Origin of the sequence: Actinomadura rubrobrunea NBRC 15275 (assembly GCF_001552235.1) — a bacterium.
In the GTDB taxonomy this organism is placed as follows: domain Bacteria; phylum Actinomycetota; class Actinomycetes; order Streptosporangiales; family Streptosporangiaceae; genus Spirillospora; species Spirillospora viridilutea.
In genome coordinates this window covers 19,475-32,644 of record NZ_BCQU01000019.1, presented here as the reverse complement: position 1 = coordinate 32,644, position 13,170 = coordinate 19,475, and the positions used below count along the sequence as shown (strand labels likewise).

The 13,170-nt window shown below is 73.6% G+C and carries 12 protein-coding genes; 3 read left to right on the top strand and 9 right to left on the bottom strand.

Translation table 11 applies throughout. The features are described 5' to 3' along the window. Positions 1-133 precede the first annotated feature (133 nt). Complete coding sequence (locus AR3_RS08310) at positions 134-556, top strand: hypothetical protein (protein WP_146150184.1); 423 nt, start codon at positions 134-136, stop codon at positions 554-556. 300 nt (positions 557-856) lie between these two features. Here the strand turns inward: AR3_RS08310 and AR3_RS08305 are convergent, their stop codons facing one another. The 3 genes from AR3_RS08305 to AR3_RS08295 form a co-directional block, all read right to left on the bottom strand. Next, positions 857-1,693, bottom strand: coding sequence for a patatin-like phospholipase family protein (locus AR3_RS08305; RefSeq protein ID WP_067911013.1), 837 nt, complete (start codon positions 1,691-1,693; stop codon positions 857-859). An 81-nt stretch (positions 1,694-1,774) separates the two neighbouring features. Continuing rightward, the gene (locus AR3_RS08300) at positions 1,775-2,536 is read right to left on the bottom strand and encodes a TIGR03943 family putative permease subunit (RefSeq protein ID WP_067911010.1); all 762 of its coding nucleotides are present in this window, start codon (positions 2,534-2,536) and stop codon (positions 1,775-1,777) included. Next, a complete protein-coding gene (locus AR3_RS08295; protein ID WP_390098304.1) occupies positions 2,533-3,564 on the bottom strand; it encodes a permease in 1,032 nt (343 codons plus the stop codon). Before AR3_RS08295 ends, AR3_RS08300 begins: the two co-directional genes overlap by 4 nt. Positions 3,565-4,216: 652 nt before the next feature. On the opposite strand from AR3_RS08295, the gene AR3_RS08290 reads away from it, so the two are divergent. Then, on the top strand, positions 4,217-4,864 hold the full coding sequence (locus tag AR3_RS08290; protein ID WP_067911006.1) for a hypothetical protein: 648 nt from the start codon (positions 4,217-4,219) through the stop codon (positions 4,862-4,864). Positions 4,865-5,026: 162 nt separating this feature from the next. Here the strand turns inward: AR3_RS08290 and AR3_RS08285 are convergent, their stop codons facing one another. The 5 genes from AR3_RS08285 to AR3_RS08265 all read right to left on the bottom strand — a co-directional run bounded on the left by AR3_RS08285 (position 5,027) and on the right by AR3_RS08265 (position 11,091). Continuing rightward, a complete protein-coding gene (locus tag AR3_RS08285) occupies positions 5,027-5,938 on the bottom strand; it encodes a TIGR03621 family F420-dependent LLM class oxidoreductase (RefSeq protein ID WP_067911005.1) in 912 nt (303 codons plus the stop codon). 899 nt (positions 5,939-6,837) lie between these two features. Beyond that, positions 6,838-7,659: a PIG-L family deacetylase gene (locus tag AR3_RS08280; RefSeq protein WP_217998493.1), complete on the bottom strand. Its 822-nt coding sequence runs from the start codon at positions 7,657-7,659 to the stop codon at positions 6,838-6,840. A gap of 99 nt (positions 7,660-7,758) precedes the next feature. Continuing rightward, on the bottom strand, positions 7,759-8,616 hold the full coding sequence (locus tag AR3_RS08275) for a class II glutamine amidotransferase (protein ID WP_067911001.1): 858 nt from the start codon (positions 8,614-8,616) through the stop codon (positions 7,759-7,761). A gap of 19 nt (positions 8,617-8,635) precedes the next feature. Next, a complete protein-coding gene (locus AR3_RS08270; RefSeq protein WP_067910996.1) occupies positions 8,636-10,111 on the bottom strand; it encodes an amino acid permease in 1,476 nt (491 codons plus the stop codon). A gap of 341 nt (positions 10,112-10,452) precedes the next feature. Further along, positions 10,453-11,091, bottom strand: coding sequence for an HNH endonuclease family protein (locus tag AR3_RS08265; protein ID WP_106258278.1), 639 nt, complete (start codon positions 11,089-11,091; stop codon positions 10,453-10,455). Between the two features lie 325 nt (positions 11,092-11,416). On the opposite strand from AR3_RS08265, the gene AR3_RS08260 reads away from it, so the two are divergent. Continuing rightward, complete coding sequence (locus AR3_RS08260; RefSeq protein ID WP_067910991.1) at positions 11,417-12,430, top strand: methyltransferase; 1,014 nt, start codon at positions 11,417-11,419, stop codon at positions 12,428-12,430. Between the two features lie 45 nt (positions 12,431-12,475). On the opposite strand, the gene AR3_RS08255 is transcribed toward AR3_RS08260, so the two are convergent. Then, on the bottom strand, positions 12,476-13,102 hold the full coding sequence (locus AR3_RS08255; protein ID WP_067911145.1) for an NUDIX hydrolase: 627 nt from the start codon (positions 13,100-13,102) through the stop codon (positions 12,476-12,478). Positions 13,103-13,170 lie beyond the last annotated feature (68 nt).

Below are 13,170 nucleotides of genomic sequence, written 5' to 3'. Positions count from 1 at the left end.
GACGGCGGGCGGTTCGCGGCGGTTCGGTGAGATCTTTTCTTGATCTGCACGTGCATCGGCTCTTGCACCTGCACGCTATTGCTAGCAGGATTGCCCCCGGACCCCCCCGCACGTGAACTCCCCGGAGATCGCGATGACCGCACACTTGAGCGACAGCGACCGACAGGCGCTGCGCCTCGCCCACGACCTGCGCGAGCAGATGAGGCTGGCTCTGCCGCGGCAGAGCACCGCGCCGTCGGTGTCGCCCTTCGTCGACCCCTCGGGACGCCCCAGCGTCCTGATGCGGATGGACGACGAGACCGCGCGCGCCCTCATGGCGGTGCTCAGTGAACGCCTCGCGGCGCAGGCGCAGGCGCCCATGCAGGCGCAGCCGCAGTTCCCCGCCGAAGCCCGCCGCCCGGACGGCTCCCACGCCGCGCCCCCGCCGCCCGCGGCTCCGGCGCCCCCGCAGCAGCCGGACATGTCATCGCTGCCTCCGACGTCGGCGTTCGCCCCGGCATCGGCCGTCCCCACGCAGGGCGGCCCGCTGCTGCCCACGGCGTTCCCCGCACGCTGAGCCCGCGCGCGGACGGTCCGCCGACGCGCCATCGCGGTCTCCTTGACGCCCGGGGCTCGAAGCCCCGGGCGCGCCGCTATCGTGGCCCCGCCCGGCTGCGCCCGGCGCCCCCCGCCGCAGGCCGGAGCAGCGCGGGCAGCACGCGGCCGTGGCGCCGCCGGAGGCGCGATCCGCGACCGACCGCCCGAGCGCATGTCCGCGGCCGCGTGGTATGCGGCGATGCGACGCGTCGTCGCCCGGATGAGACAGCACCCTGGACGTCCCCCTGCGGGCGGTTCGACGGGCACGGCCGCCGCCCGGTCATCCCCACGCCTCCGCGACCGCCTTGGCCGCCGCGGACGCCTGAGCCCGTCCCGCCCGTGCCGCGGCGGCGCGCCGTGAGGGGTCCAGAGAGTTGCCGCCGAAGGCCCGCCGCGCCGCCGCGTCCGGTGTCACCACCGCGACCCGGGCGCCCTGCCGCCGCAGCTCGGCGACCTGTTCCGCCACGCCCGCGAGCGGCCCGAACCCCCGCGGCGAGGGCGCCAGAACGACCACGCGGCGGCGGCCGGCCGCCAGGTCGGCGTTGACCGGCGACCGCGCCCCGCCGTCGATGTAGCGGACGCCGCCGACGGTCGCCGGCGGCCACACCCCCGGGACGGCGCAGCTCGCCGCGACCGCGTCCACCAGCGGCACCCCTCGGCCGCGGTGGAAGACGGCGAACGCTCCGGTCGTCGCCTCCACCGCCGTGATCAGCAGGGGCCGCCTCGGCCACTCGTGGACGGGCAGCCGCGCCGCGATCACGGCCCGCCGTTCGGCCTCCGGCACCGTGCGCGCCGCCAGCGCGAGCCGGCCGATCCGCGCGCCCGCCTCGGCCGCCGTGCGGGACCGCAGCGCGGCCCACGCCCACCGCGCCAGCACCGCCCTGCCGACGCGCGCCGGGACCTCCCCGTCGGGGGCGGCCAGCTGCGCCGCGTACCGCTCCTCGACCGGCAGCCCGCACGCCACCTGCGCGCCGACGACCGCGCCGGCCGAGGTGCCCACCACCAGTCCCGCCGTCGTCAGGTCCACGCCGGCGTCCGCCAGCCCGGCCAGGACGCCCCACTCCCAGGCGATGCCCGTGACGCCCCCGCCGCCGAGCACCAGCGCCGTGTCGTCCATGCACGCTCCCTTCGCCGTCGGCGGACACCGTATCGGCGGCCGCCGGAGACGGAGGGGGTACGGGGCGGACGGCCCCCGGGATCACTCGTAGGGGTTGGCGGGCCGCTTGATCCGCTTCACGGACGTGCCGTACAGAACGTGCACGCCGCTCTTGGCGGCCCCCGGCGGCTGCCGCCGCCACGTGCCCTCAACCTGCACCCACGTGTCGGCGGGCGGGCGGGGCAGCCCCTTGACGATCACGGGGAAGGGCACGGCGTCGCCCGCGCAGCACGCCATCCGCAGCCGGGTCACCTGCCAGCCGCCGCCGCGGCGCGGCGTGACGAAGCCGGTCAGGCGCACCGGCACGCCCTCGAACGTGGACGGGTCGCCGGTCTGCGCCTGCCACGCCCGTCCGATGAACTCGCCCATCGTCATGGGGATCGGACCGCGGTCGCGCGGCAGCGGCGCGTAGCCCTCCGAATCCCGGCTCGGCGGCGGGGCGGGCGGGCGGTCCGCGCCCCGCGCGGCGGTGAACGACCCCAGCGCGGGCGGCGCGATCACGAAGATCGCCAGCACGGGCAGGCACAGCAGCCACGCCACCCGAGGTCCGCGGGCGTGGTCGTGCCCGTGGGGGCCGGGGTGCCCGCCGTGCCCGGGGTGCGGGTCGGGCTCGGCGGTCGGCTCGTCCGACCACTCGCGGCGCAGGCCCGCCGCGCCCAGCGCCACCAGCGCCAGCGCCGCCGGCACCAGCACGTACCGGAACCCCGGCCGCACGTAGTTGAGATAGTCGTCGGTGGCCAGCGTGATCCACAGCACGGCCCCGCCGACCAGGATGAGCAGCAGGTTCTGCGCGGCGCGGGTCACAGCAGAACCCCTCCCACCAGCGCGCTGGCGGCGATCGCGAGCGCGAACGTCAGCGGCGCGAACCGCACCGCGAACCGCCGCCCGAAGAAGCCCGTCTGCAGCGCCGCCAGCTTCAGGTCCACCATCGGCCCCACCACCAGGAACGCCAGCCGGGCGGTGGGGGAGAACTGGCTGAGGCTGGCCGCCACGAACGCGTCCGCCTCCGAGCAGATCGACATCAGCACCGCCAGCGCCGCCAGCACCAGCACCGACGGCCAGCCGGAGTCGGCGACGCCGCTCACCCATCCGGCCGGGACCACCACATTGATCGTCGCGGCGGCGGCTCCGCCCACCACGAGGAAGCCGCCCGCGTGCATGACGTCGTGCCGCATGGCCTGCCGGAACGCCTCCCAGCGGCCGACGCCCTCGGCGGCCGGGCGGGGCGGGACGCGGATCCACTCGCCCTTGCCGATCAGCAGCCACGTCCACCCGGCCAGCACCGCCACCAGCAGCGACGCGGCGAACCGGCCCGCCACCATCTCCGGGGCGTCCGGGAACGCCACGGCCGTGGCCACCAGCACCACCGGGTTGATCGCGGGCGCCGCCAGCAGGAACGTCAGCGCCGCGGCCGGGGCCACCCCGCGCGCCATCAACCCGCCCGCGACGGGAACCGAGGCGCACTCGCAGCCGGGCAGCACCGCGCCCATCGCCCCCGCCACCGGAACGGCGGCGCCGGGACGCGACGGCAGCACCCGCTTCCAGAACGCCGCCGGGACGAACACCGTGATCGCCGCCGACAGCGTGACCCCGAACACGAGGAACGGCAGGGCCTGCACGCACACCGCCACGAAGATCGTCGTCCAGGCGTCCAGGGCCCGGGAGTCCACCGCCGGGGCCACCCAGAGCCGTCCGGCGGCCAGCACCGCCGCCAGCGCGGCGAAGCCCCAGGCGGCGCGGGTGCCCGGCGCCATCGGCCGGCCGGGCGCCCAGTCGGGCGGAGGGAGGAGATCGTCATCGTCGGCCGTCCGCAGGCCGGCGGGTTCCATCATAAGGATCATGGTCCCATAGGCATCGGCGGTGCGATGCCGTCACACCATTCACATTCGGCGCACCGCCGTCCGCCCGCGGCGCCGCGACCGCCTATATTGATCTATCTGTGATCTGGGCCCGAGCCGGCGCGGCCGCAGACGCCGGGAACCTCGACGGGACAGGGCTTCCGGACGATCCGCCGGTCCCCTCGAAAGATCGTTAAACCGGTGATCTACCCCAGGAATAGTAAAATCCGGCCCGCTTTTGCATGAGCTGGGTAAATCGTCCTATACTCGACAGCGTCCTGGTCAACCAGCCATTGACCTGGCCAATCGCATAGCCGTCGCCTCCCGTCCGCCAGACGGGACCCCCCTCCGCCGGTCCGCGGCCGGCCATGCAACGGCCGCATCTCCACGGGGGCGCCTCATCGCCCCGGCCGGCATCTCACCCGTTTTCTTTCGCCCGCGCACGATCGCGGCCACCGGGGGCCGCTTCTAGATGCGCGCATGCGGTCGACCCTTGCTCGACGGGCGGCCCGCTTCCCACGGGTTCCTCTTTTCACGACGGCCTATCCGAGCTGTGCCTCGGAGCTGATCCCTGCCCTTTTTCACGCCGCCGCGGCGTGCCCAGGCAGGTGACGGCTGCTCCCTGTCCGCCGAACGAAGGATTCCTATGCAGCAGCGTGCGCTCAATGTCGTCATGACCGCCGTGACCGGCTCCTGCCTGGCCGGCATGCTGGTGGCCGGAGTGGCCGCCGCGAGTGACGATGCCGCCGCGCCCAAGACCATGCCGTCCCAGCAGCCGCTGGCGGCTCAGGAGAACAGCGTTCTGGACGTGCGGCCCGGCAAGGCCGCCACGGGGGAGGCCGCCCACGCCGACTCCCTCACCAAGCTCACCAAGAAGAAGACCAAGAAGAAGCGCAAGAAGAAGGCACTTCTGACGGGGTACACGACCGCGTCCTACTTCTGGGACGACGGGTCGGGCATCAACGGTGACACCGGCGCCCCCGCCAGCGGCAAGCCCATGCAGAAGGGCCTGTTCGCCAGCCCGAGCTGGCCCCTGATGACCAAGGTGCGCGTCACCTACAAGGGCCGCAGCCGCGTCGGCTTCATCGGCGACCGCGGCCCGGGCGCTCCCTCTCACAACGGCGTGATGCTCGACCTCGACACCTACACGTTCCGCTACCTGCTGGACGGCGGCAAGCCCGCCAGCAAGTACTACGCCGGCACCGGCGAGGGCCACCTGCGGGGCGTGAAGTACGAGGTGCTCGAGTGGGGCGACGGCCCCGGCACCAGGGGCAAGCCCCGCCCGCTGGGCTGACGCCGCCCGACGGGACACTCGAGGACGTCCGCCGAGGACGTCCCACCGCGGAGTCGACACGACGCCCCGGCGGTCTGCGGACCGCCGGGGCGTTCGCGACCCCGAAGCCGCGCGCGGCGCCGCGCCGGCCCACATGCCCTCCGCGCCGCAGAGGCCGTGCCGTCACCGGCCGGTCAGCGCGGCGACCACGGGGGCGAACTGCTCCATCTGCCCGTCGGGCACCACGTAGTACGAGAAGCCGTACGTTTCGCGGCGCGCGACCATCTGCTCGGCGATGTGGTCGGGAGGGCCGACGAACTGCGACGGCATGTCCGGCACCAGCTCCGCGGACGAGGCTCCCCAGCCGCGCCGCACGGCCGCGCGAGCGGCCGCCGTGCGCGGATCGGGGCCGAAGGCGGGCGACACCAGCATGCTCAGCTCGACGTCGCGTCCCTCGGCCCGCACGCGGTCGACCTTGCGGGCGATCGTGCCGGGCAGCCGCTCAGTGATCTCATCGGAGATCGTGCCGTCCGGCAGGGCGCGGGGAAGGACGCCCACGATGTCGGCGTGGCGCCCCGCGAGCCCCAGCATGCGCATGCCGCCCGCCCCGATCAGCAGCGGAGGCCGCGCCGCGGGCCGCGGGAACACCGCAAGGTCGCGGACGCTGTAATACCGGCCGGTCAGCGTGACCTTCTCGCCGCCGAGCAGGCCGCGCAGCATCTGCACCGACTCCTCCAGACGGTCCACCCGCACCCGCGGCGGGTCGAACGGCAGGCCCGCGCGGAGGTACTCCTCGCGCAGCCGGCCCGCACCGAGGCCCAGCTCGAACCGGCCGCCGGAGACCTGGTCGAGGGGCGCCGCCTCCTTCGCCGGCATCACCGGGTGCCGGTAGTCGTTGGCGAGGGCGAGCGTGCCGACGCGCAGCGCGCGAGTCGCGCAGACGGCCGCCGTCGGCGCCACCATGGGGGCGAGCTGGTCGCCGAACGGCCCGGCGATGACATGGTCGCGCAGGGTCACGGTGGCGTAGCCGAACTCCTCGGCGCGTCGCGCCAGGGCGGTCAGCTCGTCGGCGGACCGGGCCGTCTCGACCACCACGCCGAAGCGGAAGGGGCGTCGTCGATCGGCTCATGCGCCCATGCTGACTTTCGGGGGACGGGGACGACGGGCGGCGGCGCCGGCAGGAATCCGACGTCATGATCGGCGCGCACCGGCGTCCGGCGGGGCCAGTGGTGACGGCGCGAGGCCTGGGTCAGCTGTCCAGGAAAGGGCGTTCTGTCGGCCATGTGGTCCCGCCGGACGCTTTCATGCTGACATCAGAACGCCGTTTCTGGAAGGTGCTCGTCACCCTGTGGAGCGGTCCGATTTCAGACACATCAGGGTGACCATCGAGATATCCCACGGAGGGTGCACGCCGCCGCACCGTGCGCCACCCGGGGCCGGCGCGCCCGCTCGACGGACATGATCGGGCCGCGGGCACGCAGAGCAGGCCGAGCGTGATGGATGCACCAGGTCGCCAGCCTCCTCGGGGCCGTTCCGCGCGGCGTGAGCACCCCGTGAGTGCCCTCTCCAGGAGCACGCAGGGCTTGAAGCAGCCGCTCTGCGCGAAGTGATGGAGGTCCGGGCAGCGTCCCTCGACGGTGTCGGCGCGCTCAGTGCAGGCCGACCGCGAGCTCTCCCGGCAGGCCAGAGCGGTCTCCTTATCGCCGTCCCGCCATCGTGGGGTCCTTCGCGCCCAGCACCGCTGACGCTCGGGCCCGACGCGGGGTTGGGCGCTGCAGCGGCGGCGTGCCGCGTGTGGGCGGTCCAACGGAGGCTTGGCGCCTGTGGTCCCCGTGCCCAGTGGCATCGGCGCTCGGCCCTATCGTGGGGCGACGTCAGGGCTGCGGCGTGCCCGATTCGGGCGGCCCGACCGAGGAACGCCCCTCCCACCGGAAGCTGAACGGGTGCTGGGCGGTCGGGCGGAGGTCGGGAGGGCAGGCGCCGGACCGTTGGCGTCAGGAGGGGCGCAAGCCCGCGAAGAGATCGTCCTCGTGGTCGGGCGCCGGGACGCGGGTGGAGCGCCGCACGAACGTCTCGGTGCCGAAGATGACCTCCTGGATCTCCTCGGGCAGGCTCAGCAGGAAGATGCTGTCGCCCTGGCTGGCGTGCACCTGCAGGGCCTTCCGCTTGCGCCCGGCATAGGGGGTGACGTCCACCACGCTGGTGATCAGCTCGTCGGGGGTGCCGAAGTCGTCGGGCAGGTCCGGTTCGGGCAGGTCGACACCGGACGTTTTCATCAGCTCCGCCAGCCGCGCCACGCCCGAGCGGGGGACGGCCGTGTAGTAGAGCTTGTCCGGAACGCCGCTGAGCTCCGCGGCGGCCATCGCCACGCGGTGGGCCTGGATGTGGTCGGGGTGGCCGTAGCCGCCGTTCTCGTCGTAGGTGACCACGACCTGCGGGCGGTACCGCTCCATCAGCGCCGCCAGCCGCGGCGCCGCGACCTCGACGGGGACGTTGGCGAACGCCTCGGGATGCTCGTTGGCGGGCCAGCCCGCCATCCCCGAGTCGCGGTAGCCCAGCAGTTCCAGGTCGCGGACGCCGAGCAGGTCCGCCGACTCCTTCAGCTCGGCCAGCCGCCGCCGGGCGACCCGATCGGCGTCGTGGCCCGGCTCGCCGGGCTTGGCCCCGTTCTCGTCGTCGCCCTGCTCGCCGTTGGTGCAGGTCACCAGGACGGTCCGCACGCCCTCGGCCGCGTAGCGCGCCAACACCCCGCCGGTGCCGATCACCTCGTCGTCCGGATGGGCGTGGACGGCCATCAGTGTCAACGGATGCTCCACGACGCCACTGTAGGCGGTGCCTGTGACGCAGCCGCCCTCCGCCCCGCGCCGCAGCGCCCCCGGAACGTGCCCCGGCGCCTGGTGCCGGCGCTGACGGGGTCAGCTCTGCGAGGCGGCCTCCTCGGCGGACAGGTCGGCGTCGGTCAACGGATGCGCCGGCGGATCGAACGGGAACATCGGCGCGGCGCTGAGCCCGTCCACCACGAGCAGCTCCCCGGGCTCCAGGAGCCGCCAGCCCGGGTCGTCGTCCATCCGCTCGCTGGCGATCACGTACGCGGGGGCGGTGCGGCGGCCGTCGCCGTCCGGTCCCGCCAGGTCCAGGCTGCCGGGCTCGTGCGGGGACTGCAGGTGCCGCGGGCCGCACAGCCGCGGCGTCAGCGCCCACAGCTCGTTGTGCGCGGGATAGCGCAGCGCCCACAGGCGGCGCGCCTCGGCCAGCACCAGGTTCAGCGAGTAGACCGGCAGTTCGGCGGCGATCCGGCGGATCGCCGCGATCAGCCCGGCGGTGGTGTCGCCGCGCCGGCGGATCTCCGCGGTGACGTAGGCGAACACCCGCTCGGAGTCGGTCTGCCCCTCCGTGAGGACCCTGTCCACATCGGTCAGCCACGTGTCGAGCACGTCCATGCCCTGCACCACGCCGTTGTGCGCGAACAGCCGGTTCTTCATCGCGAACGGGTGGGCGTTGCGCACGGAGACCGGGGAGCCGGACGCGTACCGGACATGCGAGACGAAGGTGTGCGACACCACGTGGCGGGCGTGCGAGGCGAAGTCGGCGTTCGCGTACGCCGCGATCGGCGCCCGGTCGCGCACCGGCTCGTCGCCGAGCGAGAACCAGCCCAGTCCCGTGCCGTCGGGCATCCGGCGGCTCTGCGCCTCCAGGCTCTGCGGGGCGTCCAGCAGCCAGAACGCGGCCCGCACGCGCGGGCCGCCGGTGGTCATCCCGAACAGTCGGCACATGGCGGTCCGCCGGCCGAGGTCACCCGCCCGCGTCGGCGTCGCGGGTCGCGCCCGCCGGGGCGTCGCTCCGGCGGTGCCGGCGCGAGACGAACAGCCAGCCCACGACCAGCGCCGCGGCGATGAACGGCACGGCCATGACGGTCATGTGCCCGGCCCCGTCCCGGTCGAACCACATCAGGACCAGCACGGCCAGCAGGAACGCCAAGGTCAGGGGCTGGGTGACGGGCGACCCGGGCAGCCGGTAGGCGGGCCGCGCCACCCGCCCCTGCCGGGCCCGCCGCACGAACAGCAGGTGCGACAGCATGATCATCGCCCAGGTGCCGAGGATGCCCACGGCCGCCAGGTTCAGCACGATCTCGAACGCCCGGGCCGGCACCCAGTAGTTGAGCACCACCCCGAGAACGCAGATCGCCGACGTCATCAGGATGCCCCCGTAGGGCACCTGGGAGCGGCTCATCGCCATGGTGAAGCGCGGCGCCGACCCGGCCGCGCCCAGCGAGCGCAGGATGCGCCCCGTGGAGTACAGGCCGGAGTTGAGGCTGGACAGCGCCGCGGTCACCACGATCAGGTTCATCACGTCGCCCGCCGCGGGGACGCCCAGCCCTGCCAGAACGGTGACGAACGGGCTTTCGTCGGCCGAGTAGGCGTTCCACGGCAGCAGCATGGCCAGCAGCACCACCGAGCCGACGTAGAACAGCAGGATCCGCCAGATGATGGAGTTGATGGCCTTCGGCACGACCCGCTCGGGGTCCTGCGTCTCGCCCGCGGCCACGCCCACCAGCTCGGTGGAGGCGTAGGCGAACACCACGCCCTGGATGAGGACCAGCATGGGCAGCACCCCGTGCGGGAACACCCCGCCGTTCTCGAGGATCAGCCTCGGCCCCGAGTCGTGGCCGGCCACGTCGTGCCCGGTCACCAGCAGCGCGATGCCGATGAGCATGAACGCCGCCAGCGCGCCCACCTTGACGATGGAGAACCAGAACTCCAGCTCGCCGAAGATCCGCACGGAGATCAGGTTGACCGTGAGCACCACGGCCAGGGCGATCAGGGCGAGCGTCCACTGCGGGATCGCGCTGAAGGCGTCCCAGTAGTGGATGTAGACGGCGATGGCGGTGATGTCGACGATGCCGGTGGTCGACCAGTTGAGGAAGTGCATCCACCCGGCGACGAAGGCGCCCTTCTCGCCCATGAACTCCCGCGAGTAGGACACGAACGACCCCGACGAGGGCCGGTACAGGACGAGCTCGCCGAGCGCGCGCACCACCATGAACGCGAAGAACCCGCAGACCGCGTACGCGATGGCCAGCGAGGGGCCCGCGGTGGCCAGCCGCCCCCCGGCGCCCAGGAACAGGCCGGTGCCGATGGCCCCGCCGATCGCGATCATGCTGACGTGCCGCGTCTGCAAGGACTTGCGGTAGCCGAGGTCGCCCGGATCCACTGGGGCGCCGGTGTGCGCGGACGGGGGCGTCGTCGTCCGCAGCCGGTTGTCGCTCACGCGGCCGTCATCCCTTCCTGCGGGTCATCGTGCGGTGAACCGGTGCAGTCTGGGATGAATGGCTCGAAAATGTCAAAACGGCGCGTCCGAAACCGGGTGCCACTGGGGTCGACGAAGGCGGCGCCCGAGGCGGGACCGGCCGACGCCGCGCCTCTGGCCTGGGTGAATCGACCCGCACTGCCGGCGCCGACCGACGCGGCGGACCGGCTGGTGCGACGCGGCCGACGTCCGGATCGCCTTCGGTCGGCATGTCGGAACCGACGCCGGACGCGGCGAGGCCCCGGCCGGGAGCGTACACGGCGCGGCCGGGGCCTCGACGGGGAGGGCCTGTCCGAGTGGGCTCAGCAGGCGTTGAGGAGGTTGGTCAGCGCCGCCTTCTCGGCGCTGTCGACGCTGAGGTCGTAGCGGTACTTCACGTCGACCCACGAGCGGGCGTACATGCAGCGGAACGCGGCGCGCGGCGGCACCCACTCGGCCGGGTCCTTGTCGCCCTTGGCCTGGTTGACGTCGTCGGTGACCGCCCACAGCTGCGAGCTGGACAGGTCGTTGGCGAACTGCTGGCGGCGGCTGGTCGTCCAGCTGCTGGCGCCCGAGCGCCACGCCTCCGCCAGGGGGACCATGTGGTCGATGTCGACGTCGGACGGGTTGGACCAGGTCGCCCCGTCGTACGGGCTGTACCACGACCCCGAGGTGGGATAGCAGTCCGAACCGACCTGGACGTTGGACCCGTCCCGCTTGAGCACCTCCTCGCGGGTGTTGCAGTTGCCGGAGATGGTGATCCAGTGGGGGAACTTGTCCCGGCTGTACCCCGTGGAGGACCCCTCGGCGGCGACGCGGAGCGACGCCAGGTGCGCCAGGGAAGTGGCCTTGTCGGGCGGGGTCGGCGGGGCCGCGGCAGCGGGGGAGGCCGGCAGCGCGCCGGTCAGGGCGGCGGCTGCGGCGAGGGTGGCGGCGGTGACGGTGAGTCTCCTGCGCCTCACGGGGCTCTCCTTGCTCTCTAGGGAACAGAGCACCCCCTAGTGTTATTTGGCGCGATAAAACTGAAATCGTCCGATTGGTAACGATCAAGTGTGACGATCGTGTGACAGTCCGCTGTTGACACCGAGCGGAGGGATCGTCCACGCCGAGACGCGCCCGGGCACGCCCGCCGCCGGATGTGGTGCGGATGCGGCCCGACTCCTGCGGAAAACGGCGGCGCAGCAGGCGGCGTTCGGTCAGGTCGCCGCGCGTGCCGTGCTCATCGCCCGCGTGTCCGCATACCCCGCCCGGGGAAGCACACGGTCACGGCGAACAAAGGAGACGGCCATGGCGCGATCAGCGCTGCTGGACATGGCGTTCGGCTACATGCCCGCACAGATCCTGTACGCGGCCGTCGAGCTGCGTCTGGCCGACGCGCTCGCCGACGGCCCCCGGACCGCCGAGGAGCTCGCCGAGGAGACCCGCGCCCACGCCCCCTCCCTGCACCGGCTCCTGCGCGCGCTCACGGTGCTCGGCGCCGTGCGCCAGGTCGAGCCGAACCGGTTCGCGCTGACGGAGGAGGGCGAGCGGCTGCGCCCCGATGCCCCCGGCTCCATCTGCGGCCTGGTCGCGCTGTTCTGCGGTCCGGAGGTCTGGCGGACCTGGGGGGATCTGGTCGAGACCGTGCGCACGGGCGAGTACGCCTGGGAACGGATGACCGGCATGATCCCGTTCGAGTACTTCGCCCGCAACCCGGAAGCGTCGGCGACGTTCAACCGGGCCATGGCCGAGGACGCGCGCAACGTCGCCCCCGCCCTCGTCAGGACGCACGACTTCGGCCGCTACCGCACGATCGCCGACATCGGCGGCGGCAACGGCACGCTCATGGCCGCGATCCTGCGCGCCGTGCCCGGGCTCAGGGGCGTCCTGTTCGACCTCCCCGCCGCGCTGGAAGACGCCGGCCGGCCCCTGGAGGAGGCGGGCGTCGCCGACCGCTGCGAGGCGGTCTCCGGAGACTTCTTCGCGTCCGTGCCGGAGGGCGCCGACGCCTACGTCCTCAAAAGCGTGATCCACGACTGGGACGACGAGAAGGCCGCCGCCATCCTGCGCACCTGCCGCGCCGCGATGACGCCCGAGGCGCGCGTGCTGATCGTGGAGCCCGTCCTGCCGCCCCTGGTCACGCCCGAGTACCGGCGCGCGATCATGAGCGACGTCAACATGCTGGTCGCCACCGGCGGCCGGGAGCGCACCGAGGCCGAGTTCCGCGACCTGCTCGCCGCGGCCGGGCTGCGGCAGGTGTCGATCTCCGACCTCTTGGAGCCGACCACGTACCGGATCATCGAAGCGGCCCGGCGGCCCTGACGGCGCGGCACGGCCGGATCGGGGCCAGGCGGACGGGGACCGCGGTCAGGTACGGGTCCAGTCGGGCTGCAGGAAGTCGGCCACCCGGACGTGGCGTCCCAGCAGCACCACCTCACGGAACTGCCAGAGCAGCGCGCCGGTCGGCGCGTGCACGACCCAGTCGGGGCCCAGGCGCATCTGCAGCATCCGCCCGCCGTCCAACTGGGGCACCCAACGCGGCGTGTCGTCTGCGGCCAGCCTCTGCAGCGTCACCAGGTGGATCGAGTGCACCTCGGCCGGGTCGGGACGCAGGGGGCCCGGCGCGTCCAACGCCACCACCACGGGCGTGATGGCGAAACCCGACGCGGCGGGGAAGTCGTCCAATCGGCCCAGGACGTCCTCGGGGGCGGCCTCCAGGCCGACCTCCTCGCGCAGCTCCCGCAGAGCCGCCTCCACCGGAGTCTCGCCCGCGTCCACGCCTCCGCCCGGCAGTCCCCACTGGCCGGCGTTCCGCCCTCGGTAGGCGCGCTTGATGAGCACCACGGACAGGGCGCCGTCGTGCTCCAGCACGCAGACCACCACCCCGGCGCGCCGCAGCCCTGGGGAGTCGGCGACGGTCGTGTGGGAGAAGGCGCGCAGCCGCACGGCGGCGGCCTCCCGGAAGTCCGCCAGGTCGCCGAGGAGATCGCTCATGTTCCGATCGTGCCAGGCGACACCGCGGCCGGAACCCGCGCGACGCGCGCTGACCGCGGCGCCGCGCA